The organism is Streptomyces sp. NPDC020731, assembly GCF_044334705.1.
Lineage (GTDB): Bacteria > Actinomycetota > Actinomycetes > Streptomycetales > Streptomycetaceae > Streptomyces.
In genome coordinates this window covers 104,843-128,967 of sequence record NZ_JBIRTN010000013.1, presented here as the reverse complement: position 1 = coordinate 128,967, position 24,125 = coordinate 104,843, and the positions used below count along the sequence as shown (strand labels likewise).

The following is a 24,125-nucleotide window of genomic DNA, read 5'->3' as shown; positions in this document are numbered from 1 at the left end:
CGCCCCGCCCCCCCGCCCCGCGCCGCCCGCGGGTGCCCCCCCCCCCCCGGGCGACCGCGCGGCGGGGGCCCCTGGGCCCGGGGCCACCCCCCCGGGCGGGGGGCCCCGCGGGCCCGGGCGCCCCCCCCCACGTCCGGGGCCTACAGGTACTTCTTCAGCTCCCGGCGCGCCAGCGACCGCTGGTGCACCTCGTCCGGGCCGTCGGCGATCATCAGCGTGCGGGCACCGGCGTACAGCTCGGCCAGCGGGAAGTCCTGGCTGACCCCGCCCGCGCCGTACAGCTGGATCGCGCGGTCGAGGATGCCGACGACCGTGCGCGGGGTGGCGATCTTGATGGCCTGGATCTCCGTGTGGGCGCCCCGGTTGCCGACGGTGTCCATCATCCAGGCCGTCTTCAGCACCAGCAGCCGCAGCTGCTCGACCGCCACGCGCGCGTCGGCGATCCAGTTCTGCACCACGCCCTGCTGCGCCAGCGCCTTGCCGAACGCGTCACGCGACACCGCGCGGCGGCACATCAGCTCGATGGCCCGCTCGGCCATGCCGATCAGCCGCATGCAGTGGTGGATCCGGCCGGGACCGAGCCGGGCCTGCGCGATGGCGAAACCGCCGCCCTCCTCACCGATCAGGTTCGACACCGGCACGCGCGCGCGGTCGAAGACCACCTCGGCGTGCCCGCCGTGGTAGTGGTCCTCGTAACCGAACACCTGCATGGCGCGCTCGATCGTGACGCCCGGGGTGTCACGCGGGACCAGGACCATGGACTGCTGGCGGCGGATGTCCGCCCCGTCCGGGTCGGTCTTGCCCATCACGATGAAGATCGCGCAGTCCGGGTGCATCGCCCCGGAGATGTACCACTTGCGACCGGTGATGACGTACTCGTCGCCGTCCCGCTCGATGTGCGTGGTGATGTTGGTGGCGTCCGAGGAGGCGACGTCCGGCTCGGTCATCGCGAACGCCGAGCGGATCCCACCGGCCAGCAGCGGCTGGAGCCACTGCTTCTTCTGCGCCTCGTCGCCGAACTGGGCCAGCACCTCCATGTTCCCGGTGTCGGGCGCGGCGCAGTTGGTGACGGTGGGGGCGATCTGCGGGGAGCGGCCCATGATCTCGGCGAGCGGGGCGTACTGGAGGTTGGTGAGCCCGGCACCGTGCTCGGAGTCGGGCAGGAACAGGTTCCACAGCCCCTGCCGGCGGGCCTCGGCCTTCAGCTCCTCCACCACGGGGACGTTCTCCCACGGCGAGTCCAGCCCGGCACGCTGCTCGTGGGCGACCGCTTCGGCCGGGTGGACGTGCTCGTCCATGAAGGCGAGCAGCTTGGCGCGCAGCTCCTCGGTGCGCGCGTCGAACGCGAAGTCCATGGTGCGTCAGCCTTCCTGAAGAGTGGTCAGACCGTGCCGGATGAAGACCGGGACCAGATCACCGATGCGGTCGAAGCCGTGCCCGACCGTCCGGCCCAGGGTGTAGCGGTAGTGGATGCCCTCCAGGATCACGGCGAGCTTGAACCAGGCGAACGCCGTGTACCAGGACACCGCGGAGACATCGCGCCCCGACCGCGCGGCGTACCGCTCGATCAGTTCGGCCGGCGTGGGGTGCCCGGGCGCCTCGGCGGTCGTGGAGACGGGGGAGTCCGGCATGCCCAGCGGCATGCTGTACATCACCAGCAGCCCCAGGTCCGTCAGCGGATCGCCGAGCGTGGACATCTCCCAGTCGAGGACGGCCTTGATCCGGTCGTCCTCCCCGATCAGCGCGTTGTCGAGGCGGTAGTCGCCGTGCACCACGGCAGGCGCGGGGGAGGCGGGCAGTTCGCGTCCGAGCGCCGCGTGCAGCTCGTCGATCCCGGCCAGCTCCCGGTTGCGGGAGGCGTCCAGCTGCTTGCCCCAGCGCCGCAGCTGCCGGTCCAGGAAGCCCTCGGGCCGGCCGAAGTCCGCAAGACCCACCTCGCCGGGCTCCACCGCGTGCAGTTCGACCAGCGTGTCCACCAGGTTCAGCACCGCGTCCCGGGTGCGCTCGGCACCGAGCGGGGCGAGCTGGCCGGCCGTCCGGTACGGAGTGCCCTCGACGAACTCCATGACGTAGAACGGCGCCCCGAGCACCTCCTCGTCCTCGCACAGCAGCACGGTGCGCGGCACCGGCACGGCGGTCGGGTGCAGCGCGCTGATCACCCGGTGCTCGCGCTTCATGTCGTGGGCGGTGGCCAGGACATGGCCGAGCGGGGGACGCCGTACGACCCACTTCGAGCCGCCGTCGGAGACCGCGTAGGTGAGGTTCGACCTGCCGCCCTCGATCAGCCGGCCGGTGAGCGGGCCGTTCACCAGGCCGGGCCGCTCCCGTTCGAGCAGGCCGCGCAGCCGTTCGAGATCGAGTCCGGGCGGGTGGTCGGTGCTCATCGTGGCTCCTACGGGCGGGGAAACAGTACCCGCCTTATGATGCCGACCGGTCGGTATGTCGTCCAGAGCGGCGGCCGAACGTGATCGGGGCCACGATAGGCGCTCGCCGCGCCCGCTTCTCGTCCGGCCGCCACGCGAATGGCGTACATCAGGCCATTCGGCTTGCACGGCGCGCGCGGACGCCGGAGGGTCGGATCCATGAAGGCGATCAGCTACTCACGGTACGGCGGTCCCGAAGTACTCGGACTCGGGGAGGTCGACGACCCCAGGGTCGGCCCCGACTCGGTCCTGGTGAAGGTGCGGGCGGCGGCCGTCAACCCGGTCGACTGGAAGTGCCGCGAGGGTCATCTCGACTCGCTCCTCCAGCCGGTGTTCCCGGTGATCCCCGGCTGGGACGTCTCGGGCGTGGTCGTCCGGCCCGGTCCCGCCGTACCGGAGTTCGCCGTCGGCGACGAGGTCATCGGCTATGTGCGCGAGGACGTCCTCTCGCGCGGCACCTTCGCCGAGTACGTGGCGGCTCCGGCGCGCGCCCTCGCGCGCAAGCCGCGCGCCCTGTCCTTCGAGGAGGCGGCCGGCCTCCCGCTCGCGGGGCTCACCGCGTACCAGGTGCTGCACCGCGTCCTCCAGGTCAAGCGGGGTGAGACCGTCCTGGTGCACGCCGCGGCCGGCGGCGTCGGCTCCATCGCCGTCCAGCTCGCCGCCCACCTCGGCGCCCGGATCATCGGTACGGCGAGCGAGCGCAACCACGACTTCGTACGCGGACTGGGCGGGGAGCCGGTGAGCCACGGCGAGGGCCTGGCCGAACGGGTACGGGGACTGGCCCCCGAGGGCGTGGACGCGGTGTTCGACACGGTGGGCGGCGACGCCCTCAAGACCTCCGCGAACCTGCTGGCCCCCGAGGGCCGCCTGGCCTCGATCACCGACCCCGAGGTGGTGGGCTACGGCGGCCGCTACTGGTTCGTCCGCCCCGACCCCCAGGACCTCCAGCATCTCTCAGACCTGGCGGACCAGGGCACGGTCACCGTCCACGTCTCGGAGACCTTCCCCCTGGACCGGGCGGCGGACGCCCACCGCCTGAGCCAGGAGGGCCGCACCCGGGGCAAGATCGTAGTGACGGTGAGCGAATAGCACCGCCCGGCATCGAACAGCCCGTCCGGCGTTTGAGGACGAGGCCCGTCCAGGGCCGAAGGGAGGTCCGGGGCGCAGCCCCGGGGACGGGACGGGAAGGGGCGGCGGGGGCGAGAACCCACTGAGCACCCCCACCTCACCCCGAACCGACAAGCACCGCCCCGCACACGGCCATGGCCACCGTGCAGACCACCGCAACCGCCGCATGCGGCGGCGCAAGCGCCCCCGGCACCCCCGCGGCCGCCAGAACCCGGATCCGCCGGTGGGCGAACCACAGAAACCCGAACCAGCAGGCGCAGCACAACGCGCACGCGACCACCCCGACCGCCGACACCCCACCCGCCAGAGCCGTCTTCACGGCCAGCACGGCGGCAACAGTGGCCGACAACGTCGTACGCCGCCACGCGAGCCGCGTCCGCTCGGGTTGCAGCCCCGGATCCCGCTCCGCGGCCCGAGCCGCCGTCCCGCTCACCCGTCCCACCCGAACAGCACGACGGCGACCATCGCCACGGCCACCACCGCCACCACGAGACTCAGCAGCACCGGAAACCGCGACACCGGCAGATCCTCACCCCGCCGCATCGCCCGTTCGCACCGCACCCAGTGGTTGACCGCCCGCAACGCGCACAAGGCCCCCGCGGCCAGCAGTGCCAGTGCCAGCCCGACCCGCCACCCCCAGCGCAGGTCCGGCAGGAACTGGTCCACGGCGAACCCGCCCCCGATCAACGCGAGCGCGGTGCGCAACCAGGCGAGAAACGTCCGCTCGTTCGCCAGCGAGAACCGGTAGTCGGGCGTGTCGCCCTCCCGCCGCGCCTCGCCGGGCGCGAACCACAACCGGACGTTCCGCACAAAGTCGATCACGCCGCGACCCTACCGGGACCGCCTCGGCGCCGGGTCGACAGCCGGCGGCGGCCATGTGCTCAGCTCTCCGACCGGTACGCCTTGAGCCGTTCGTACGCCACCAGCCCGTCCGGGGTCCACTCCCACTCACCGAGCCGCCGCTCCAGCTCCGCCTCCGACAGGAAGTCCCCCCAGGCCACCTCCTCCGCCTGCGGCCGTACGGGCCGGTCGCAGCGCACCTCGTACACCGCCGACCACCAGCTCCGGCCCGCCCCGTCGTCGTACAGGAACGTGAGGACGTGCTCGGGGCGCGGCAGCCCGCTCACTCCCAGCTCCTCCTCGGCCTCCCGCAGCGCCGCCTCGTCGTAGCTCTCGCCCGCGCCGACGACCCCGCCGACGAACATGTCGTACAGGGAGGGAAAGACCTGCTTGGTCGCGGTGCGGCGATGGACGAAGATCCGCCCCTCGGCGTCCCGGGCGAGGACGAAGGCGCAGCGGTGGCGCAGACCCCGTGCGTAGGCCTCCCCGCGCGGGGACCGCCCGACCACCCGGTCGTCCTCGTCGACGATGTCGATGATCTCCTCGGCGCTCATACGGCCATCCTGTCGCACCGCCCGACCGATCTCTCGATCCCGGACGTCACAAGTAGCCCGTTCGTGACCGTAGTTGACGCGTGTAACGCAAGGGGTGCCCTTGACGTGATCCGTTGGCGGACGGTTTGCTGTGAGTGATCAGCTCATGGCAATCGGCAGCCGACCACTGTCGTACCGACCACCCGCCGTGAGCCGGTGACCACAAGAAGAGCGCGTGAGGAAGTTCCGCGGTGCCCCCACCCCCGCCTCCCCTCGGCCGTGCCCGCAGACGGGCGGCACAGGCATTCGACGAGGCCCTCGACGACGCCGAACTCGTCGCCGCGCGGACCGCGCTGGCACAGGGCCGATGGCAGAACACCCGCTCGCTGCTGGTCCGCACGGGGGAGGAATGGGACCGCCGGGGCCACCGCGTCACGGTGCTCGCCCGGGAGTCGTACTGCGCCGCCTGGGCCCGCGAGTGGCTGCTCGCCGAACCCGACTCCGGTGACGCGTCCGTGCTGCTCGCCCTGGCCCAGGTGCGGCGCGCGCTGCACGGCAAGGAGAAACCGGCCCGCGCCCGCGACGTCTGCCACAAGGCGGCGGAGCTCGTGCCCGCCGACCCCACCCCCTGGCTCGGGCTGCTCCTGCTGGAGTGCGCCCAGGGGGCCGAGGGAGACGTGGTCCGGCTCTTCGAGCAGGTCCGCACCCGGTACGCGGACCACCACCACGCCCACCACCTGGTGGTCGCCTGGCTCGCCGAGCGCCGCGTGGAGGCGGGCCCGGACCCGCTGCACGAGGTGTACGACTTCGCCAACTGGGCCGCGGAGCAGGCACCCGCCGACTCCCCGCTGGCGATCCTGCCGGTCATCGCGCACGCCGAGCGCTACCGCACGCTGGCCACCGCCGGACACGAACCCGCCGACCCGGTCGCCTCCGGCCACTGGGTCGGCCGCCGCGCCCGGCAGGTGATGAAGGCCGCCTTCGACTGGTGGCTGGAGTGGGAGCACGAAGGCCATCCGCGCCGCCTGGTCGACCTCAACTTCCTCGCCCACGCCAAGGTCTGCGAGGGCCGGGGCGCCGAGGCCGCCGCCCTCTTCCACCGCATCGGCGACCACGCCACATCCGCCCCCTGGTCGTACCCCGACCGCGACGCCCTGACCGCCTTCCGCACCGCCCGCGCCGCAGCCCTGGGCACGGCCTGACCCCAGCCCCACCCTCCCCCCGCACCCGCCCGCCGTAACCACAACCGACCAAGGACGGCCTTTCGATGACGACGGACAGTTCGAGCACCAGCAGAGCACCAGCCGACGGCATCAGTACCTTCAAGGGGCAGGAGCGCGCCCTGCGCGCCGACCGTCTCGGCACGGGGGGCCTGCTGCTCTCCGTCCTCGCCGCGACCGCCCCCCTCATGGTGGTCGCAGGTGTCATGCCCACCACATTCGCGGTGATGGGCATCGTCGGACAGCCGCTGCTCTTCGTGGCCCTCGGCGTCGTACTGGTCCTGTTCAGCCTCGGTTACGCCGAGATGAGCCGGCACGTCCACAACGCCGGCGCCTTCTACGCCTACATCTCCCGCGGACTCGGCGGCACCGCCGGAGCGGGCGCCGCGCTCGTCGCGCTCGTCGCCTACAACTCCCTCCAGGTCGGCATCTACGGCATCTTCGGCTTCGAGGTCTCCGGCCTCTTCGCCACCTACGCCGACCTCGAGGTCGCCTGGTGGATCCCGGCGCTCGTGGCCGTGCTCGCCGTCGGCGCGCTGGGCTGGCTGAAGATCGACGTCAACGCGCGCGTGCTCGGCGTGCTGCTGGTCATCGAGGTGCTGCTGGTCGTCGTCTTCGACATCGCCGCCGTCGCCGACCCCGGCAAGGAGGGCCTGTCGCTGCACGCCTTCAACCCGGACACGCTCACCGGCGCCGGCGTCGGCACCGCCCTGTGCTTCTGCATCGCCGCCTTCCTCGGCTTCGAACAGGCCCCCGTCTACGCCGAGGAGACCAGCAGGCCGCACGTCCTCGTGCCGCGCGTGATGTTCCTCGCGGTCACCGGCGTCGCCGTCTTCTTCGCCCTCAGCAGCTGGGCGCTCACCGTCGCCACCGGCCCCTCCGGGATCGTCGGCGCCTCCCAGGAGCAGAGCGCGGGACTGCTGTTCTTCCTCACCGAGGACCGGCTCGGCTCCACCTTCACCGACGTCCTGCACATCCTCTTCGTGACCGGCATGTTCGCGGCCATGGTCAGCTTCCACAACGTCGTCGCCCGGTACGCCTTCGCCATGGGCCGCGAGGGCCTGCTGCCCGCCGCCTTCGGCCGCACCACCGGCACCAGCGGCGCCCCCGGCACCGGCTCCCTGCTCCAGACCGTCGTCGCCGCCGTGCTCGTCCTCGCCTTCGCGCTCACCGACGACAAGCCGACCGGCGACCCGACCGCGCCGGTCCTGCACCTGTTCACCTGGGGCGGCAACATCGGCGCGCTCGGCGTGATCGTGCTGATGGCCATCGCCTCCCTGTCCGTCGTCGTCTTCTTCGTCCGGCGCGGTGCCGCGGGCGCGCAGAGCTGGCGGCTGGTCACCTCCGCGCTGGCGGGCATCGCCCTGGCCGTCATCGCCGGCTACACGGTCAAGGACTTCGACGTACTGGTCGGCGCCGGCCCCGGTTCCTCGCTCAGCTGGCTCCTGCCCGGCGTCATCGGGCTCTCCCTGGTCGTCGGACTGGTCCAGGGCGCCGTCCTGCGCGCCCGCGCACCCGAGAAGCACGCCCGCATCGGGCTCGGCAACGAGGCGTTCCAGCTGGAGAAGGAGGCCGAGCGCACCTCGTAGCAGAGCCGCTTACGGAAGTCTGACGGGCACCCGCGCTCCCTGGCCCGACGGGGACGCGGGTGCTCGAATGGAGGAGTGAACTCCGAACAGCCGCCGCGCGCCCCGGACGACGGGGACGCGCGGGGCACACCCATCGGCCGCCGTGTCTTCCTCGGCACCCTCGGACTGGGCGCCCTCGGCGTGGTCAGCGCGCCCACCCTGCAGCGCGGCCTGGAATCCTTCCTCGCCGGAGCCTCCGACAAGGACCCCACCGGCCTGACCGGACTGCTCCCCAACGGCGGCGGCTTCCGCTACTACTCGGTCACCTCGTCCGTCCCGCGGGAGAACGCCGACACCTACCGCCTCACGGTCGACGGCCTCGTCGACCGCCCCACGTCCTACACCCTGGCCGCGCTGAAGGCCCTGCCGCAGACCCGCACGGTCCGGGACGTCCAGTGCGTCACCGGCTGGCGGGTGCCGGACACGCCGTTCGAAGGGGTGCGCCTGTCCCGGCTCCTGGACGCCGCGGGAGTGCGCCCTTCGGCCGGGGCGGTGCGCTTCACCTGCTTCGACGGCGCGTACTCCGAGAGCCTCACCCTCGACCAGGCCCGCCGCGCGGACGTCCTGGTCGCCCTGCGCATGCGGGACGAGGACCTCGGCCACGCCCACGGCGGCCCGGTCCGCCTCTACGTGGCCCCCATGTACTTCTACAAGTCCGCCAAGTGGCTCTCCGGCATCACCGTCACCGAGGACGTCGAACTCGGCTACTGGGAGGAGCGCGGCTACGACATCGACGCCTGGGTCGGCCGCTCGAACGGACGCGACGATGAGCCCACGGACTGACGCCCCGCCCGCCGCCACCGCCGTACGACGCTTCGGCCGCGCCGAACGCCGGGTGCACCGCACCACCGCCGCGCTGATGGGCGTCTGCGTGGTCACGGCCGCCTGCCTCTACGTCCCCCAGCTCGCCCAGCTGGTGGGCCGCCGCGCCCTCGTCGTCACCCTCCACGAGTGGTCCGGGCTCGCCCTGCCCGTCCCCGTGCTCGCCGGTCTCGCCTCCCGCGCCTTCCGCGCCGACCTGGGCCGCCTCAACCGCTTCGGCCCGCACGACCGGACCTGGCTGCGCGCCGCCCTGCGCCGTGACAAGCGTCCTTCGTCCCGCCCGGCCGGCAAGTTCAACGCCGGCCAGAAGATCTACACGGCCTGGATCGCGGGCGCCACGCTGGTGATGCTCGGCACCGGGCTGCTGATGTGGTTCACCCACCTCACCCCGCTGGTCTGGCGCACCAGCGCGACCTTCGTCCACGACTGGCTGGCGCTGACCATCGGCATCGTCCTCGCCGGACACATCGGCATGGCCCTGGCGGACCCCGAGGCCCGCCGCGGCATGCGCACCGGCTCGGTCGGCCGCGACTGGGCGGAGCGCGAACACCCGCTGTGGCGCCCCTGAAACTGTGGTGCCCCTGACACGACACGGGCCCCCCGCGCCCCGAGGGGGAGCGGGTGGGCCCGCGTCGTATCGGGTCTCCGGCTAAATGATCAGCGACAGCAGCAGCACCAGGGCACCGGCGACCACCGAGATGATCGTCTCCATGATCGACCAGGTCTTGATCGTCTGGCCGACGTTCAGCCCGAAGTACTCCTTCACCAGCCAGAACCCGGCGTCGTTGACATGGCTGAAGAACAGCGAACCGGCTCCGATCGCCAGCACCAGCAGGGCCGCGTGCGTGGTCGACATGTCGGCCGCCAGCGGCGCCACCAGACCGGCCGCCGAGACGGTCGCCACCGTGGCCGAACCGGTCGCCAGCCGGATCGCCACCGCGATCAGCCAGGCCAGCAGCAGCGCCGGGATCGACCAGTCCTCGGAGATCTCCAGGATCATCCGGCCCACGCCGGTGTCGATCAGCGTCTGCTTGAAACCGCCGCCCGCGCCGACGATCAGCAGGATGCCCGCGATCGGCGCGAGACTCTTCTCGACCAGCTGCTGCATCCGCTCCTTGCTGAACCCGGCGGGCATACCGAGGGTGAAGATGCCGACCAGTACGGCCGCGAGCAGCGCGATCAGCGGGGAGCCGATCACGTCGAACACGCGCTGCACGTGGTGCTCGGGGTCGTCGATGACGATGTCGACCAGCGCCTTGGCCAGCATCAGCACGACCGGCAGCAGGATCGTGGCCAGCGTCGCGCCGAAGCTCGGACGCTTCTCCAGGTCCTCGGAGGGCCGCTGCGGGATCATCCGCTCCGGGGCCGGGACGTCCACCCAGCGGGCGGCGTACTTCGAGAACAGCGGGCCGGCGATGACGACCGTCGGTATCGCGACGAGCACGCCCAGCGCCAGCGTCACACCGAGGTTGGCGCCGACGGCGTCGATCGCGACCAGCGGACCGGGGTGCGGCGGCACCAGACCGTGCATCACGGACAGACCGGCGAGCGCCGGGATGCCGATGCGCATCAGGGAGTAGTTGCCGCGCTTGGCGACCATCAGCACCACCGGGATCAGCAGCACCACGCCGACCTCGAAGAACAGCGGCAGACCGATCACCGAGGCGATCAGCACCATCGCCCACGGCATGGAACGGCCGCCCGCCTTGGCGAGGATGGTGTCGACGATCTGGTCGGCGCCGCCGGAGTCGGCGAGCATCTTGCCGAGGATCGCGCCGAGGGCGATCAGCACGCCCACACCGGCGACGGTGGAGCCGAGTCCGGCACTGAAGCTGGTGATGACCTTGTCGAGCGGCGCGCCGGCGAAGGCGCCGAGCGCCAGTGTCCCGATGGTCAGGGACAGGAAGGCGTGCAGCTTGAACTTGGTGATGAGCAGGACGATGACGGCGATGCCCAGGAGCACGGCGATGCCCAGCTGGGCGTGGCCGGCCGAGGTGATCGACTCGGGTGCGTCCGCTGCCAGCATCTCAACGCTGAGTCCGGTCACGGTGGTTCCCTTGTTTCTACGGGGGTCGGGGAGGAAACCGGGGAGGTGGGGGCGCCCCGGGAACTGGGGGTCCGGTCAGGGACCTACGGGGTCGGCTCGGGGAGGGCGTCCAGGGCGGTGGCCGCCCGTGCGCTGATCTCCTCGGGGCTGCCCGTCACGTCCACGGCGACTCCGGCCTCGTCCGGCTCCAGTGGCTGGAGCGTGGCGAACTGGGAGTCGAGCAGTGCCGTGGGCATGAAGTGACCCTGCCGGTGCGACATCCGGTCCTCGACGAGCGCGCGGTCACCGCTGAGGTGCACGAAGACCACGCCGGGCGCGGCGGCCCGCAGCCGGTCGCGGTACGACCGCTTCAGCGCCGAGCAGCTGACCACCCCGCCGAGACCGGCCCGTCCGTGCGCCCAGTCGCCGATGGCGTCCAGCCAGGGCCACCGGTCGTCGTCGGTGAGCGGGGTACCGGCCGACATCTTGGCGATGTTGGCCGGCGGGTGGAAGTCGTCGCCCTCGGCGTACGGGACGCCGAACCGGGCCGCGAGCAGGGGACCGATGGTGGTCTTCCCGGTGCCCGCGACGCCCATGACCACGACGACATGGGGGGTGTTCATCGCTGCCTCACTGTCTGATGTCTTCGTCGACACGTGATGTCGACGCAACTGAAGCTCATTAGGTACGACGAATTCAAGAGCCTGTGACATATAAGTCTGACTTTTTGTTCCTGTGACCCGCCCCGTACTCTGAGTGCATGAGCACCATGGGCCGGGGGCTGCACGGCCGCGTACTGGACACCCTCGGCCCCGAGATCACCGCCGGCGAGTATCCGCCCGGCAGTGTCCTGCGCACCGACGAACTCGCACAGCGTTTCGACGTGTCGCGTTCCGTGATGCGCGAGGTCGTCCGCGTCCTGGAGTCCATGCACCTGGTCGAGTCCCGGCGCCGGGTGGGCGTGACGGTCCTGCCGGCCCCCGAGTGGAACGTGTACGACCCCCAGGTCATCCGCTGGCGCCTGGCCGGCGCGGACCGCCCCCGCCAGCTGCGCTCCCTCACGGTGCTGCGCTCGGCGATCGAGCCCGTCGCGGCGGGCCTGGCCGCCCGCTACGCCACCCCCGAACAGTGCGCCGAACTGACCGAGTGCGCGCTCGGCATGGTCGCCAACGCCAGCGGTCACCGGCTGGAGGGGTACCTCTTCCACGACGTGGCGTTCCACCGCGTGATCCTGACCGCCTCAGGCAACGAGATGTTCGCCCGCCTCGGCGACGTCGTCGCCGAGGTGCTGTCCGGCCGCACCCACCACGACGTGATGTTCGAGGACCCCGACCCGGCCGCCGTCACCCTGCACGTCCAGCTCGCGGAGGCGGTCCGCGAACGCGACGCCACCCGCGCGGAGAAGCTGACCCGCGAGATCACCGAGGGCGCCCTCCAGGAACTGGACATCCTGGCGCCCTAGTCCAGGAACTCCCCGTCGACGTACACCCAGCCCCCGTCGACCCGCTCGAACCGGCTGCGCTCGTGCAGCGAGCCGCCCCGGTAGCAGGCCCGGAAGGTCACCGTCCCGGTGGAGTGGAAGGCGGACCCGCCGTCGGTGTCCAGGATCTCCAGCCCGGTCCACCGCATCCCGGGATCGAAGTCGATCCGCTCCGGCCGCGTCCGCGGATGCCAGGTCCGCAGCAGATACCCGCCGTCCCGCCGCACGAACGCGCAGTACCGCGACCGCATCAGCCGCTCGGCGGTGGGCGCGGCGGCGGCCCCGGTGTGGAAGCGGCCGCAGCAGTCCTCGTACGCCTCGGGGAGCCCGCAGGGGCAGGAACGAGTGGTCATGGTCGGCCTCCGCGACAACGCCCGAGGGCCGCGACCTCCTGGTCGCGGCCCTCGCGCTTCATGTGTCCGAGGGGGGACTTGAACCCCCACGCCCGATAAAGGGCACTAGCACCTCAAGCTAGCGCGTCTGCCATTCCGCCACCCGGACAAGGTGTCTGTCGCGCGGAGTTTCCCCCGTGGCGACGACGTAAACATTACCAGGTGTTCCGGAGTGGCCGATCACCCCCGCCCGGCCGCGCCGTCGCGTGAACGGGGGATGACGGGCCGGGCCGGGTCTTGGGGTGCGCCCGTGGGAGAGAGAGGATGAGGACGACCCACCAGCGGGAACACCAGCAGCGGGAGGAAGCACGTGAGCGAGACGGACACGGCCAGGAGCGTCACCGGTGAGGACGAGGTCGTGGACCTCTGCCGCGAGCTGATCCGGATCGACACCAGCAACTACGGCGACCACTCGGGCCCCGGCGAGCGCAAGGCGGCCGAGTACGTCGCCGAGAAGCTCGCCGAGGTGGGCCTGGAACCGCAGATCTTCGAGTCGCACCCGGGGCGCGCCTCCACGGTGGCCCGGATCGAGGGCGAGGACCCGTCCCGGCCCGCGCTGCTCATCCACGGCCACACCGACGTCGTACCGGCCAACGCCGACGACTGGACCCACCACCCCTTCTCCGGCGAGATCGCCGACGGATGCGTGTGGGGGCGCGGGGCCGTCGACATGAAGGACATGGACGCGATGACCCTCGCGGTCGTCCGCGACCGGATGCGCAGCGGCCGCAAGCCGCCCCGGGACATCGTGCTGGCGTTCCTCGCCGACGAGGAGGCCGGCGGCACGTACGGCGCCCGCCACCTGGTCGACAACCACCCGCACCTCTTCGAGGGCGTCACCGAGGCGATCAGCGAGGTGGGCGGCTTCTCGTTCACCGTCAGCGAGCAGCGCCGCCTGTACCTGATCCAGACGGCCGAGAAGGGCATGCACTGGATGAAGCTGACCGTGGCCGGCACCGCCGGGCACGGGTCGATGATCCACCGGGACAACGCCATCACCGAGCTCTCGGAGGCGGTCGCGCGCCTCGGCCGGCACACGTTCCCCGTCCGCGTCACGAAGACGACCCGGGCCTTCCTCGACGAACTGGGCGACGCCCTCGGGACCGAGCTCGACCCGGAGAACATGGAGGGGACCCTCGCCAGGCTCGGCGGCATCGCCAAGCTCATCGGCGCGACGCTGAGCAACACCGCCAACCCCACTCAGCTGGGCGCGGGCTACAAGGTCAACGTCATCCCGGGCGAGGCGACCGCGCACGTGGACGGCCGCTTCCTGCCCGGGCACGAGGAGGAGTTCCTCGCCGACCTCGACCGGATCCTCGGTCCGAAGGTGCGGCGCGAGGACGTCCACTCCGACAAGGCCGTCGAGACCACGTTCGACGGAGCCCTCGTGGACGCGATGCAGTCCGCGCTGGTGGCCGAGGACCCGGCCGCGAAGGCCGTCCCGTACATGCTCTCCGGCGGGACGGACGCCAAGTCCTTCGACGACCTCGGCATCCGGGGCTTCGGCTTCGCGCCCCTCAAGCTCCCCCCGGAGCTGGACTTCGCCGGCATGTTCCACGGGGTCGACGAGCGGGTCCCGGTGGACGGTCTCAAGTTCGGCGTGCGGGTGCTCGACCGCTTCCTCGACGCGAGCTGAGACGGTTACCCGATGACCTCAATAATCGCCCAGACGTGCGGAGTTGACTGAAAAGAGTGAATGCGACGATAAGCTCGTAGCCTCATTACTCCGTCCTCGTTAGCCGTGATGTGATCCGCGACTTTGGATCGCTTTGCCAACAAGGAGGAATAATGCTCAAGAAGGTCGTCGCCGTCGCTGCTGCCACCGGTGGTCTGGTTCTCGCGGGCGCGGGCATGGCCGCCGCCGACTCCGGTGCCCAGGGTGCCGCCGTGCACTCCCCGGGTGTCCTTTCCGGCAACGTCGTGCAGGCCCCGATCCACATCCCCGTGAACGTCTGCGGCAACACGATCTCCGTGATCGGACTGCTGAACCCCGCCTTCGGCAACACCTGCGTCAACGCCTGACGTTGCGTCTCGCCCTCTGGGGAATGCCCGCTGAGGGCTTGAGCCCGTCGGCCCCGGAGCGCGCGCCATGCGCTCCGGGGCCGACCGGTCTCGTCGAACGTCGGAAGCACCGGGAATCCGTCGGAACGCCGGTTCCCGGCACCAGGTCGAAGGCAGGGATTTCAGCAATGCGACAGGTCACCCGCAAGGGCCTGATGACGATGGCGGCCGCCACGGGCGTGCTCGCCGCCGCGGGCGGGGCCGCCCACGCCGACTCCGGCGCGGCGGGCCATGCCGCCGGTTCGCCCGGTGTGCTCTCCGGGAACACGGTGCAGGCGCCGGTGGACGTGCCGGTGAACGTCTGTGGGAACACGGTCGACGTGGTCGGCGTCCTCAATCCGTCGGTGGGGAACTCCTGTGCCGACCAGGGCGGCTCCTCGTCGGGTGGTTACGGCGACTCCGGCGGCCACGGTGGTGCGCATGCCGGCGGGTACGCCGAGGGTTCGCCCGGTGTGCTCTCCGGGAACACGGTGCAGGCGCCGGTGCACGTGCCGGTGAACGTCTGTGGGAACACGGTCGACGTGGTCGGCGTCCTCAATCCGTCGGTGGGGAACTCCTGTGCCGACCAGGGCGGCTCCTCCCCGGGCGGTTACGGCGACTCCGGCGGCCACGGCGGTTCGCACGCCGGCGGGTACGCCGAGGGCTCGCCCGGTGTGGGCTCCGGCAACCACATCCAGGCACCGGTCCACGTGCCGGTGAACGTCTGCGGCAACAGTGTCGACATCCTCGGTGCCGGAAACACCACCGAGGGCAACGGCTGCGCGAACGACGGCTCGGGCCACGACACCCCGGGACAGCCCGGCAGCCCAGGGCACCCCGGCGACGAGCCGGGCACGCCGGGTACCCCGGACGACCGCACTCCGGACCGCCCCTCGGCCGGTGACCGGCCGGACGTCCACTCCCTCGCCCAGCCCCGGCACGACGCACAGCTCGCCCGGACCGGCAGCGAACTGCCGATGGGCCTCGTCCTGCCCGTCGGCGCGGGCGCGCTGCTCGCCGGCGCGGTCCTCTACCGCAAGGCACGGACCGCCGCGTGACGCCGGACACACGGAGCGGACCCCGCGACCGCGGGGTCCGCTCCGTCGTGTGATTCCGGTCGGGTGTCGAAGATCACCAGGTGGCGCGCACCTGGCGGATGATCCGCCTCCGTAGCCGCACCCTGCGACTGCCGTCACGCATCAGCGTCAGGCGGTACAACTCCCAGTGACCGTACTCTGCATGGTCCGTCAGCAGACGTGCCGTCTCCTTGCGGGAGACCCCGCGCGGTACGTGCACGTCGACAAATTCGTATTCCGGCATCGCATCTATTGTGCGGGCCGGGCCCCGGTACGGATAGCGTCTGCACTATGTCTGATGCTGCGCAGCCCACCGCTGCCGAGGTACGCGCCGCCGCCGAGGCGGTCAAGACCGCGCTCGACCGCCACCTGGCCGCGGTCGAACGCCGGTCGGGGGAGGACGACCCGGCCGTCTACGAGGCGTTCAACCAGCTGGCCGCGGCCGCGGAGGCGTACGACGAACTGCTCTACGACCGCTACGACGAGGTCACCCCCTTCGAGATCCCCGGCGCGGAGGACACGCCGCCGTACACCGGTCCCGAGGAACCGGCCGCGCTCAGTGTGCTGATCCGCCGCGACTACGCCGTCGTGGAACCCCAGCGGCTGCGCGCGCACGCCCAGCGGATCGAGGCGGCGGACGAGGAGAACCCGGAGGTGTCGGGCACCGTCCACGGTGCGCTCGGCCTGCTGTTCGGAGAGTTCGAACCGGACGAGATCGCCTCCCGGCACAAGGAGTTCGGGCTGGAGGAAGGCGACTCCACGCTCTGGGTGACGGCATCGGACGCCCCCGCGGAACCCGGCGAGTGGCTGGAGGCGCCGTTCGAGCAGGCGGACCCGCAGCAGGTGGTGTGCCGCTTCGACGTCAGCGCGGTCTTCGACGACGAGGGGGACCTCGACGACGAGGACCTGGAGGACGAGCTGGACCCGAGCCTGGACGAGGACGAGGACCTGGAACCCCTCGACGCGGACCGCTGACCGCACCCGCCCCGCACGGCGGCACTCCCGGTGCCGCCACCCGCGCACGGGCCGGGATCAGCCCTCCGCCACCGGAACCTGCGGGACCAGCAGCACCGGCAACCGGGTGGTCCGCGGCTTCGCCGCCACCTCGGCCACGGCACGCGGCAGCGCCTGCTCCGCGCCGTGCACCACGGACAGATGCCGGTCGGCCCGGCTGAACGCCGTGTACACCCAGGGCCGGCTCAGCGCCCGCGCGGCGTCACCGGGCAGCACCACGACCACCGCGGGCCACCGGCAGCCCACCGCCTGGTGCGCGGTCAGCGCCCACCCGTGCCGCACGGACGACTCCACCCGCTCCCTCGGTACGACGATCTCCTCGTCCCCGCACTCCAGGTGCAGCCCCTCACCGTCGGCCCGCACCACGCGGCCCGGCAGCGTACGCCCGGGAGCGGGGGAGTAGGCGACCCGGTCACCCGGGTCGAATCCGCCGAAGCGTCCCGGCCCCGGATTCAGCCGCTCCTTCAGTGCCGCGTTCAGCGCGCGCGTCCCCACCGCGCCCCCGTGCCCCGGGGTGATCACCTGGGTCTCCTCGACCGGCACCCCGATGGCGCGCGGCACCGAGTCCACCACCAGCTGCACGGTCCGGTGCACGGCCTCTCCCGCGTCCCGCACCGGCACGATCACGACCTCCTTGCCGGGCGCCGCCACCTGGTTCAGCTCGCCGACGCCGATACCCGAGACCAGCTCGCCCAGCGGTCCGGGATCCGGCCGCCGCGAGGCGACCTGCGGGCAGACCCGCGCCGCCAGCAGATCCGCGAACACCCGCCCGGGGCCCACCGACCACAGCACTCCCGGATCACCGGCCAGCACCAGCCGCGCCCCGTCCGGCAGCGACTCCGTCACCAGCGCGGCGGTCTCGACATCCAGCTGCGGAGCGTCGAGCACCACCAGCAGATCCACGTCCAGCGCCCCGTCGGCGTCCCGTCCGGGCCCCTCGGCACCGGACAGCAGTCCCGCGACGGTGGCGACCCCGGCCCCCTCGACCAGGCCCGCGAACCGGGCACGCCCCACCGGACCGTGGGCGGCGGCCCAGGCACGCAGCCCCAGCCCGTGCGCCGCGCCCAGCAGCGCCGCCGGCTCGGCCAGCGAGGCCTCCCCACCGGTGTGCAGCACCAGCCCGTGCCCGGCGACCGCCCGGATCAACTCACCCGCGGAACCCTCCGCCGCGGCGGCCGCACGCTCCCACTCCGCACCCGCACCGTCCTGCTCGGTCACGGAGCTGACCAGCCGGGCCAGCCCGTCGGCCAGACTCTCCTCGGCCAGCGCGTACCGCTCCAGTCCCACCAGCACCCGCACCGGCCGCTCCTCGTCCTCCCCGGCATCACCGGCTTCGCCGATGGCGTCCTGGAAAACGAGCACGTCCCCCTCCGAGATGGCGTTCTGCACGGCCTCCTCGGGCTCCGGCACCCCCTGCCGCCCCAGCGCGACGACCAGCGAGGACATCTCCAGCGCGGTGTGCCCGGCGAGCGCGGCCTGCTCCAGCAGCCACACGGTGACCGCCCGCCCCCGCCGCTCGTCGTCCGGCCCGGCCACGGCGCCGAGCAGCGCACGGGCGAACCCGTCCGCCTGCTCGGGCCGCACCCCGGGGACCCGCAGCAACTGCCAGGGATCGGCGCGCAGCACGTCGGCGCCCCCGTCCCCGAACACGCCGGCGGCCTGCACGGCGATCCCCTCCGGCGCACCCCCCTGAACCAGCACCTCCCGCACGTCCGCGACGGCACCGGCGGCCGGGACCACCGGGCCGGGGGCCGCCTCCGGGGCCCGCCGCACGGGCTCGGGAGCGGGCCGCCGCGGCGCGGGTCCGGCCTCCGCGAACACGGTGGCGGCCGGCTTCTCCCCACTCTCCACGGCCCGCACCGCGGCCAGCAGATCCGCGGCCGTGCCGCTCAGCTTGCCGCCTGCCTCGACCGGGCCCTCCCGCTCCGCCTTCCGCCGCTCGATCCGCTCCCGCTCCACGCGCTGCGCGGCCAGCTCGGCCTCGGCCTCGGACACCTGCGCGCCCTCGGACACCCGCTCGCCCTCGGCCGGCGTCCCCGGCTCCTCGGCGTCCTCCGCGGTCTCGGGCGGCTCCGTGCTCACAGCGTGCTCCAGTCGTGATCGGGATAGCGGTGCACGGGCGCCGACACATCGTCGAGCGCCCGGCAGATCTCGTCAGGAAGACTAAGGGCCTCCACTGACAATGCCGCCGTGAGCTGCTGCGCGGTGCGCGCGCCGACGATGGGGGCGGCCACACCGGGCCGGTCACGGACCCATGCGAGGGCCACCTGCAGCGCGGTCACGGCGAGTCCGTCCGCCGCCGTGGTCAAGGCGTCCACGATACGGCTCGCCGTGTCGTCGAGATACGGCGCGACGAACGGGGCGAGATGCTCAGAGGCACCCCGGGAGTCCAGCGGTGCGGCGTCGTTGCGGTACTTGCCGGTGAGCACGCCCCGGCCGAGCGGCGAGGACGGCAACAGTCCGATCCCCAGGTCGAGGGCCGCGGGGAGGACCTCGCGCTCGATGCCCCGCTGAAGCAGCGAGTACTCCATCTGGGTGCTCGCCAGCCGGGTCCGAGCCCCCGGCGCGGCGAGCTGCCAGGTCGCCGCCTTGGCCAGCTGCCAGCCGCAGAAGTTGGAGACACCGGCGTATCGCACGCGCCCGCTGCCGACGGCGATGTCGAGCGCGGCGAGCGTCTCGTCCAGCGGGGTGGCGGGGTCGTAGGCGTGGATGTGCCACACGTCGACGTAGTCGGTGCCGAGGCGGGCGAGCGAGGCGTCCAGGGCGGAGAGCAGATGGCCGCGCGAGCCGTCGAACCGGCGGTCCGGGTCGGGTACGCTGCCGGCCTTCGTCGAGATGACGAGGTCCCGGCGGGGCACGAGTCCGTCCATCAGCTTGCCGAGCAGGTACTCGGACTCTCCGTCGCCGTACACGTCGGCGGTGTCGACGAGGGTTCCGCCCGCTTCCCAGAAGGTCTTCAAGAGGTCTGCGGCGTCGTGCTCGTCGGTGTCCCGACCCCAGGTCAGAGTCCCGAGCCCGAGCCGGGACACACGCAGGCCGGTACGGCCGAGATGCCTCTGCTCCATGAACGCCGAGATTACTGGCCGGAGCGTTTGGTGTGGGGGCCTGTGGACAACGGGTTTCCCGAAGGGCGAGCGGTCGCGGGGTGCCTCCCCGGAGGAGCACCCCCGGGGAGGCACCCACCACTCTCGGCTCCGCTCGACCGGGAGGTACCCCCATCGCCTGGGGGCACCTCCCAGGCCCTTGAGGCACTGGGGAGGCACGACTGCCCGCGGCGGCGGAGACACGCGGCAGCGGCTGCCCGCGGGGCGGTGGCATGCGGGAGCGGCTGCCCGCGGATCGCGGGCCGGTGGCAGCGGGCATGGCCGCGTACGGCGCGGAGGGGACGGGGCGGGGGTGGCCGCCCGCAGTGGCCGGCGCGTCCGCGCCCCGCACCCCCTCCGGGAGACGTGATCCGCGCCGGTCCGAGGACGGACACCCCCGACACGGCCCCGACCCACCCACCGGCCGCAGGCGCTGCCCCAGCCCTCACCGAAGCCGCAGGCACCCCCCGACCGCCGGAGATATCAGGCACCCCACCCGACCGCCGGAGGTATAAGGTCTCCGCACAAGCGACGTTACTCATCGGTAAGGGGAAAGCCGCCATGCAGCTAGGGATCAACCTCGGCTACTGGGGTGCCGGAATGGACGCGGACAACCTCGCCGTGGCCCAGGAAGCCGACCGCCTCGGATACGCCGTCTGCTGGGCCGCAGAGGCCTACGGCTCCGACGCCGCCACCGTACTCACCTGGGTCGCCGCCCAGACCCACCGCATCGACGTGGGCTCGGCCATCTTCCAGATCCCCGCCCGCCAGCCCGCGATGACGGCGATGACGGCGGCCACCCTGGACTCCCTCTCCCAGGGCCGCTTCCGCCTCGGCCTCGGCGTCTCCGGACCCCAGGTCTCCGAGGGCTGGTACGGCGTCAAGTTCGACAAGCCCCTCGCCCGCACCCGCGAGTACGTCGAGATCATCCGCAAGGCCATGACCCGCGAACGCCTCTCCTACGAGGGCGAGCACTGGACCCTCCCCCTCCCCGGCGGCCCCGGCAAGCCCATCAAGCTCACCGTGCACCCCCAGCGCGAGCACATCCCCCTCTACATCGCCGCCATCGGCCCGAAGAACCTCGAACAGACCGGCGAGATCGCCGACGGCGCCCTGCTGATCTTCCCCTCCGCCGACCACCTCGAGGACACCGCCGTCAAGCACCTCCGCGCGGGCCGCGAGAAGGCCGGCAAGACCCTCGAAGGTTTCGACGTCTGCCCCACCGTCCCCCTCGCCGTGGGCGACGACAAGGACGTCACCACCCTCGCCGACACCTTCCGCCCCTACACCGCGCTGTACGTCGGCGGCATGGGCAGCCGCAAGCAGAACTTCTACAACCAGCTCGCCCGGCGCATGGGCTACGAACGCGAGGCCGCCGAGATCCAGGACAAGTACCTCACCGGCGACAAGCAGGGCGCGGCCGCCGCGGTCCCGCACGACCTGATCGACAGGACCACCCTCCTCGGCTCCGTCGACCGCATCGCCGACCGGATGAAGGCCTACGCCGCCGCCGGGGTCACCACCCTCACCCTCGCCCCGGCCGGCTTCACGCTCGACGAGCGCCTCGCGTCCCTCCGCGCCGGCACCGAGGCCCTGGAGCGCGCAGGTCTCGCGTAGTCCCCACGGCCGTGGTGGGGGCTCGGGAGATCCACCCCGCCACGGCCGTCACCCACCACAACGCCCGTCGACCCACCCGGTTACGCTCCCGCGCCCCCTGCTCCGTACTCCTTTCGGCGGAGTTGCCCGACACACCTGTTGCCGCGCCCGGCCCCACGCACTTGACTCGTTCTTTGCGGAACCTCGGAACTGCGGAAGCCTGCGGAGAGGTGGCCCACCATGCTTTCGGCCAAGAGTCTGTTCCAGGAGATCGTCGACGACGACGAGTCCTTCGCCCTGTTCTGTTCCATCGCCGCGAGCGGCGAGTCCCAGGGTGGCTGGGAGAACGCCCGTATCGCCGCGCTGGTCCCCGAGAGCGGGCGCGAACTCGCCCCCAAGATCACCAGGCACGGTGCCGACGAGGACAAGCACGGCCGCATCTTCAACGCCCTGATGAAGAAACGGGGCCTCAGGCCCGTCCCGGTCCCCCCGGAGACCGACTACACGATGCTCCTCGAGAACAACGGCATCGGCCTGGCCCACGACCGGCTGAGGCGCGACGAGCCGCTCACCGTCCAGGACCTCGTCACCTACCTCGCCCACAGCAGGGTCACCGAACAGCGCGCCTCCGAGCAGATGGACCTGCTCCGCAGGCACTTCGCCGACCACCCCGACCTCGGCCGCGCGGTCGGGATGATCTCCAACGACGAGGGCAACCACCTCGCCTACTGCCACGAGGAACTGCTGCGCTTCGCGTACGCCGGACACGGCCGCGCGATCCAGCGCACCCTGCGCGAGTGCGCGCTCGCGGAGATCCGCGTCCACCGGGACGTCAGCCTGGCGGTGATGGCCCACATGGGCCGCATCCTCGGCTGGCCCAGGCCCAAGGCAGCGGTCCTCGCGGCAGGCATCCACGCGGTGTACGCGTACGAACGCCTGGGCGGCTGGCGCCGCATGGTCTCCCTCGAGATGCCCGACCGCCGCAACGCGCTCGGCGGCCCGGCGAACCCGGAACCGGAGTTCGCGTGACCGGACACCCGCACGGCCCCCTCACATCCATCCCCGCCGCTTGAACAGGCGGAACACCAGCACCTCCAGCACACCCATCACCAGGATCACCACCGGATACGACCACTCCCACCGCAGCTCCGGCATGTGCTCGAAGTTCATCCCGTAGATCCCCGCGAGCATCGTGGGGATCGCGGCCATGGCCGCCCACGCGGAGATCTTCCGCATGTCGTCGTTCTGCCGCACGCTCATCTGCGCCAGATGCGCCGAGAGGATGTCCGAGACCAGCCGGTCCAGCCCTTCCACGGACTCGTTCACCCGGGTGAGGTGGTCGTGCACGTCACGGAAGAAGGGCCGCGCCCTGTCCTCCACGAACGGCACCCCCGCCCCGTACGTGCCCACCCCCGCCAGCCGCGTCATCGGCAGCGCCAGCGGCCCGGTCGCGCGGCGGAACTCCAGGACCTGCCGCTTGAAGTTGTAGATCCGGGAGGCGGTGTGCCGCGACCCCCCGCCGTCGGGGGTGAAGACCTCCGCCTCCAGCTCCTCCAGGTCGGTCTGCAGCTCGGTCGCCACGTCCAGATAGTGGTCGACGACCGCGTCGGCGATCGCGTACAGCACCGATGTGGGCCCCTCACCCAGCAGCTCGGGCTCCCGCTCGAGCCGCCCCCGTACGGCTTTGAGCGGCGTCCCCTCGCCATGCCGTACGGTCACCGCGAAGGAATCACCGAGGAAGATCATGACCTCGCCGGAGGAGACGGTGTCGCTCCGCGGCTCGTACACGACCGGTTTCAGCACCACGAAGAGCGAGTCGTCGTACACCTCCAGCTTGGGCCGCTGATGGGCCTTGAGGGCGTCCTCGACCGCCAGCGGATGCAGGCTGAACTCCTGCGCGACCAGGTCGAACTCGTCCGCCGTCGGCTCGTGCAGCCCGATCCAGACGAACCCCCCGGCCGACCGCGCCTCGTCCAGCGCGTCGGAGAAGTCGTGGGGCCCCTCCGACCGATGTCCCTCCCGGTAGATGGCACAGTCGACGATCACGAAGCCCTTTCTCCCTTCCTACGGCGAACACACCGGACCCCCTACCCTGGGCCGCATGCCCACGTTGCTCCTGGTCCGGCACGGACGTTCCACCGCCAACACCGAGGGACTGCTCGCCGGGTGGACGCCCGGTGTCGCCCTCGACGACCGCGGCGCCGCCCAGGCCGCCGCACTGCCCGGACGGCTCGCCGAGCTGCCGCTGGCCGAGATCGTCACCAGCCCGCTCCAGCGCTGCCAGGAGACGATCCGGCCGCTGCTGGAGGAACGTCCCGGCCTGACCCCGCACACCGACGACCGCATCGGCGAGTGCCACTACGGCGACTGGTCGGGCCGCAAACTCGCCGAGCTCAAGGACGAGCCCCTGATGGAGGTGGTGCAGGCGCACCCGTCGGCGGCGGCCTTCCCCGGCGGGGAGTCCATGCGCGCGATGCAGACACGCGCCGCCGAGGCGGTACGCGAGTGGAACGCGCGCGTGGAGCGCGATCACGGCGCCGACGCCGTGTACCTCATGTGCTCGCACGGCGACATCATCAAGTCCCTCGTCGCGGACGCACTCGGACTTCATCTCGACCTCTTCCAGCGGATTGCTGTTGAACCGTGTTCCATCACCGCGATCCGTTACACACGGCTGCGTCCCTTTCTCGTCCGCCTCGGCGACACCGGCGACTTCGCGTCCCTGGCGCCGCGCGAGGAACCGCCGGCCGACGACGCCACGGTCGGGGGCGGCGCGGGCGCACCGTGATCGTCGGGCGCAGTAGGGTGAAGCGGTCGCAGCAGT

At 72.1% G+C, this 24,125-nt stretch carries 25 protein-coding genes and 1 tRNA gene; 13 read left to right on the top strand and 13 right to left on the bottom strand.

Annotated features, from left to right (window positions below):
* Positions 1 to 140: 140 nt before the first annotated feature.
* Entirely contained in the window at positions 141 to 1,355 is a 1,215-nt protein-coding gene (locus tag ACH4VX_RS21285) for an acyl-CoA dehydrogenase family protein (protein WP_398369093.1), read from the bottom strand.
* A gap of 6 nt (positions 1,356 to 1,361) precedes the next feature.
* Positions 1,362 to 2,384 carry a phosphotransferase family protein gene (locus ACH4VX_RS21280; protein ID WP_398369091.1) on the bottom strand — a complete coding sequence of 341 codons (1,023 nt, stop codon included), beginning with the start codon at positions 2,382 to 2,384 and terminating at the stop codon, positions 1,362 to 1,364.
* Positions 2,385 to 2,582: 198 nt separating this feature from the next.
* Between ACH4VX_RS21280 and ACH4VX_RS21275 the strand changes: the two genes are divergently transcribed.
* Positions 2,583 to 3,512 carry an NADP-dependent oxidoreductase gene (locus tag ACH4VX_RS21275; RefSeq protein ID WP_398369090.1) on the top strand — a complete coding sequence of 310 codons (930 nt, stop codon included), beginning with the start codon at positions 2,583 to 2,585 and terminating at the stop codon, positions 3,510 to 3,512.
* A 136-nt stretch (positions 3,513 to 3,648) separates the two neighbouring features.
* On the opposite strand, the gene ACH4VX_RS21270 is transcribed toward ACH4VX_RS21275, so the two are convergent.
* From ACH4VX_RS21270 to ACH4VX_RS21260, 3 genes are read right to left on the bottom strand one after another with little or no spacing between them, the layout of a single operon-like run.
* The gene (locus tag ACH4VX_RS21270) at positions 3,649 to 3,984 is read right to left on the bottom strand and encodes a DUF202 domain-containing protein (RefSeq protein WP_398369088.1); all 336 of its coding nucleotides are present in this window, start codon (positions 3,982 to 3,984) and stop codon (positions 3,649 to 3,651) included.
* Entirely contained in the window at positions 3,981 to 4,373 is a 393-nt protein-coding gene (locus ACH4VX_RS21265) for a YidH family protein (protein ID WP_398369087.1), read from the bottom strand. Before ACH4VX_RS21265 ends, ACH4VX_RS21270 begins: the two co-directional genes overlap by 4 nt.
* A 59-nt stretch (positions 4,374 to 4,432) precedes the next feature.
* On the bottom strand, positions 4,433 to 4,945 hold the full coding sequence (locus tag ACH4VX_RS21260) for an NUDIX hydrolase (RefSeq protein ID WP_398369085.1): 513 nt from the start codon (positions 4,943 to 4,945) through the stop codon (positions 4,433 to 4,435).
* Positions 4,946 to 5,175: 230 nt separating this feature from the next.
* On the opposite strand from ACH4VX_RS21260, the gene ACH4VX_RS21255 reads away from it, so the two are divergent.
* The 4 genes from ACH4VX_RS21255 (at position 5,176) to ACH4VX_RS21240 (ending at position 9,162) form a co-directional block, all read left to right on the top strand.
* A complete protein-coding gene (locus ACH4VX_RS21255; RefSeq protein ID WP_398369084.1) occupies positions 5,176 to 6,126 on the top strand; it encodes a hypothetical protein in 951 nt (316 codons plus the stop codon).
* Between the two features lie 65 nt (positions 6,127 to 6,191).
* A complete protein-coding gene (locus ACH4VX_RS21250; RefSeq protein ID WP_398369082.1) occupies positions 6,192 to 7,733 on the top strand; it encodes an APC family permease in 1,542 nt (513 codons plus the stop codon).
* Between the two features lie 75 nt (positions 7,734 to 7,808).
* Positions 7,809 to 8,555, top strand: coding sequence for a molybdopterin-dependent oxidoreductase (locus tag ACH4VX_RS21245; protein ID WP_398369081.1), 747 nt, complete (start codon positions 7,809 to 7,811; stop codon positions 8,553 to 8,555).
* Entirely contained in the window at positions 8,539 to 9,162 is a 624-nt protein-coding gene (locus ACH4VX_RS21240) for a cytochrome b/b6 domain-containing protein (protein WP_398369079.1), read from the top strand. Before ACH4VX_RS21245 ends, ACH4VX_RS21240 begins: the two co-directional genes overlap by 17 nt.
* An 81-nt stretch (positions 9,163 to 9,243) precedes the next feature.
* On the opposite strand, the gene ACH4VX_RS21235 is transcribed toward ACH4VX_RS21240, so the two are convergent.
* Positions 9,244 to 10,641: a gluconate:H+ symporter gene (locus ACH4VX_RS21235; RefSeq protein ID WP_398369077.1), complete on the bottom strand. Its 1,398-nt coding sequence runs from the start codon at positions 10,639 to 10,641 to the stop codon at positions 9,244 to 9,246.
* Between the two features lie 83 nt (positions 10,642 to 10,724).
* Positions 10,725 to 11,243, bottom strand: a complete 519-nt coding sequence (locus ACH4VX_RS21230; RefSeq protein WP_398369075.1) for a gluconokinase — start codon at positions 11,241 to 11,243, stop codon at positions 10,725 to 10,727.
* 137 nt (positions 11,244 to 11,380) lie between these two features.
* Here ACH4VX_RS21230 and ACH4VX_RS21225 point away from each other — a divergent pair, with 137 nt between their 5' ends.
* The gene (locus tag ACH4VX_RS21225; RefSeq protein ID WP_398369074.1) at positions 11,381 to 12,082 is read left to right on the top strand and encodes a FadR/GntR family transcriptional regulator; all 702 of its coding nucleotides are present in this window, start codon (positions 11,381 to 11,383) and stop codon (positions 12,080 to 12,082) included.
* Here the strand turns inward: ACH4VX_RS21225 and ACH4VX_RS21220 are convergent.
* Both ACH4VX_RS21220 and ACH4VX_RS21215 read right to left on the bottom strand, forming a co-directional pair.
* Positions 12,079 to 12,453, bottom strand: a complete 375-nt coding sequence (locus ACH4VX_RS21220) for a YchJ family protein (protein ID WP_398369072.1) — start codon at positions 12,451 to 12,453, stop codon at positions 12,079 to 12,081. The genes ACH4VX_RS21225 and ACH4VX_RS21220 overlap by 4 nt on opposite strands.
* 63 nt (positions 12,454 to 12,516) lie before the next feature.
* A tRNA-Leu gene (locus ACH4VX_RS21215) sits at positions 12,517 to 12,601 on the bottom strand.
* A gap of 201 nt (positions 12,602 to 12,802) precedes the next feature.
* On the opposite strand from ACH4VX_RS21215, the gene ACH4VX_RS21210 reads away from it, so the two are divergent.
* The 3 genes from ACH4VX_RS21210 (at position 12,803) to ACH4VX_RS21200 (ending at position 15,590) form a co-directional block, all read left to right on the top strand.
* On the top strand, positions 12,803 to 14,128 hold the full coding sequence (locus ACH4VX_RS21210) for a M20/M25/M40 family metallo-hydrolase (RefSeq protein WP_398369070.1): 1,326 nt from the start codon (positions 12,803 to 12,805) through the stop codon (positions 14,126 to 14,128).
* A gap of 152 nt (positions 14,129 to 14,280) precedes the next feature.
* Positions 14,281 to 14,514, top strand: coding sequence for a chaplin ChpH (gene chpH / locus ACH4VX_RS21205; RefSeq protein ID WP_398369068.1), 234 nt, complete (start codon positions 14,281 to 14,283; stop codon positions 14,512 to 14,514).
* 167 nt (positions 14,515 to 14,681) lie between these two features.
* A complete protein-coding gene (locus ACH4VX_RS21200) occupies positions 14,682 to 15,590 on the top strand; it encodes a chaplin (RefSeq protein ID WP_398369066.1) in 909 nt (302 codons plus the stop codon).
* A 73-nt stretch (positions 15,591 to 15,663) separates the two neighbouring features.
* Here the strand turns inward: ACH4VX_RS21200 and ACH4VX_RS21195 are convergent, their stop codons facing one another.
* Positions 15,664 to 15,852 (bottom strand): DUF5703 family protein, encoded by a 189-nt coding sequence (locus tag ACH4VX_RS21195; RefSeq protein WP_026085313.1) that lies wholly within the window; start codon positions 15,850 to 15,852, stop codon positions 15,664 to 15,666.
* A 47-nt stretch (positions 15,853 to 15,899) separates the two neighbouring features.
* On the opposite strand from ACH4VX_RS21195, the gene ACH4VX_RS21190 reads away from it, so the two are divergent.
* Positions 15,900 to 16,583: a hypothetical protein gene (locus ACH4VX_RS21190; protein ID WP_398369064.1), complete on the top strand. Its 684-nt coding sequence runs from the start codon at positions 15,900 to 15,902 to the stop codon at positions 16,581 to 16,583.
* 57 nt (positions 16,584 to 16,640) lie between these two features.
* Here the strand turns inward: ACH4VX_RS21190 and ACH4VX_RS21185 are convergent, their stop codons facing one another.
* Positions 16,641 to 18,704 carry a helix-hairpin-helix domain-containing protein gene (locus tag ACH4VX_RS21185; protein WP_398369063.1) on the bottom strand — a complete coding sequence of 688 codons (2,064 nt, stop codon included), beginning with the start codon at positions 18,702 to 18,704 and terminating at the stop codon, positions 16,641 to 16,643.
* On the bottom strand, positions 18,701 to 19,687 hold the full coding sequence (locus tag ACH4VX_RS21180) for an aldo/keto reductase (RefSeq protein WP_398369061.1): 987 nt from the start codon (positions 19,685 to 19,687) through the stop codon (positions 18,701 to 18,703). The genes ACH4VX_RS21185 and ACH4VX_RS21180 overlap by 4 nt, the downstream gene beginning before the upstream one ends.
* A 579-nt stretch (positions 19,688 to 20,266) precedes the next feature.
* On the opposite strand from ACH4VX_RS21180, the gene ACH4VX_RS21175 reads away from it, so the two are divergent.
* A complete protein-coding gene (locus ACH4VX_RS21175) occupies positions 20,267 to 21,322 on the top strand; it encodes an LLM class F420-dependent oxidoreductase (RefSeq protein ID WP_398369059.1) in 1,056 nt (351 codons plus the stop codon).
* 219 nt (positions 21,323 to 21,541) lie between these two features.
* Positions 21,542 to 22,330, top strand: coding sequence for a ferritin-like domain-containing protein (locus ACH4VX_RS21170; RefSeq protein WP_398369057.1), 789 nt, complete (start codon positions 21,542 to 21,544; stop codon positions 22,328 to 22,330).
* A 21-nt stretch (positions 22,331 to 22,351) separates the two neighbouring features.
* Here ACH4VX_RS21170 and ACH4VX_RS21165 read toward each other — a convergent pair whose 3' ends face one another.
* A complete protein-coding gene (locus ACH4VX_RS21165) occupies positions 22,352 to 23,347 on the bottom strand; it encodes a magnesium and cobalt transport protein CorA (protein ID WP_398369055.1) in 996 nt (331 codons plus the stop codon).
* 55 nt (positions 23,348 to 23,402) lie between these two features.
* Here ACH4VX_RS21165 and ACH4VX_RS21160 point away from each other — a divergent pair, with 55 nt between their 5' ends.
* Positions 23,403 to 24,089, top strand: a complete 687-nt coding sequence (locus tag ACH4VX_RS21160) for a histidine phosphatase family protein (RefSeq protein ID WP_398369053.1) — start codon at positions 23,403 to 23,405, stop codon at positions 24,087 to 24,089.
* The last annotated feature ends 36 nt before the right edge of the window (positions 24,090 to 24,125 follow it).

Excerpts from the sequence above, each read along its gene's own strand:
- ACH4VX_RS21220 (WP_398369072.1), bottom strand. The coding sequence starts at position 12,453 with ATGACCACTCGTTCCTGCCCCTGCGGGCTCCCCGAGGCGTACGAGGAC.
- ACH4VX_RS21175 (WP_398369059.1), top strand. The coding sequence starts at position 20,267 with ATGCAGCTAGGGATCAACCTCGGCTACTGGGGTGCCGGAATGGACGCG.
- ACH4VX_RS21230 (WP_398369075.1), bottom strand. The coding sequence starts at position 11,243 with ATGAACACCCCCCATGTCGTCGTGGTCATGGGCGTCGCGGGCACCGGG.
- ACH4VX_RS21180 (WP_398369061.1), bottom strand. The coding sequence starts at position 19,687 with ATGGAGCAGAGGCATCTCGGCCGTACCGGCCTGCGTGTGTCCCGGCTC.
- ACH4VX_RS21280 (WP_398369091.1), bottom strand. The coding sequence starts at position 2,384 with ATGAGCACCGACCACCCGCCCGGACTCGATCTCGAACGGCTGCGCGGC.
- ACH4VX_RS21250 (WP_398369082.1), top strand. The coding sequence starts at position 6,192 with ATGACGACGGACAGTTCGAGCACCAGCAGAGCACCAGCCGACGGCATC.
- ACH4VX_RS21240 (WP_398369079.1), top strand. The coding sequence starts at position 8,539 with ATGAGCCCACGGACTGACGCCCCGCCCGCCGCCACCGCCGTACGACGC.
- chpH (WP_398369068.1), top strand. The coding sequence starts at position 14,281 with ATGCTCAAGAAGGTCGTCGCCGTCGCTGCTGCCACCGGTGGTCTGGTT.
- ACH4VX_RS21285 (WP_398369093.1), bottom strand. The coding sequence starts at position 1,355 with ATGGACTTCGCGTTCGACGCGCGCACCGAGGAGCTGCGCGCCAAGCTG.
- ACH4VX_RS21225 (WP_398369074.1), top strand. The coding sequence starts at position 11,381 with ATGAGCACCATGGGCCGGGGGCTGCACGGCCGCGTACTGGACACCCTC.
- ACH4VX_RS21260 (WP_398369085.1), bottom strand. The coding sequence starts at position 4,945 with ATGAGCGCCGAGGAGATCATCGACATCGTCGACGAGGACGACCGGGTG.
- ACH4VX_RS21190 (WP_398369064.1), top strand. The coding sequence starts at position 15,900 with ATGTCTGATGCTGCGCAGCCCACCGCTGCCGAGGTACGCGCCGCCGCC.
- ACH4VX_RS21170 (WP_398369057.1), top strand. The coding sequence starts at position 21,542 with ATGCTTTCGGCCAAGAGTCTGTTCCAGGAGATCGTCGACGACGACGAG.
- ACH4VX_RS21195 (WP_026085313.1), bottom strand. The coding sequence starts at position 15,852 with ATGCCGGAATACGAATTTGTCGACGTGCACGTACCGCGCGGGGTCTCC.
- ACH4VX_RS21275 (WP_398369090.1), top strand. The coding sequence starts at position 2,583 with ATGAAGGCGATCAGCTACTCACGGTACGGCGGTCCCGAAGTACTCGGA.
- ACH4VX_RS21160 (WP_398369053.1), top strand. The coding sequence starts at position 23,403 with ATGCCCACGTTGCTCCTGGTCCGGCACGGACGTTCCACCGCCAACACC.
- ACH4VX_RS21200 (WP_398369066.1), top strand. The coding sequence starts at position 14,682 with ATGCGACAGGTCACCCGCAAGGGCCTGATGACGATGGCGGCCGCCACG.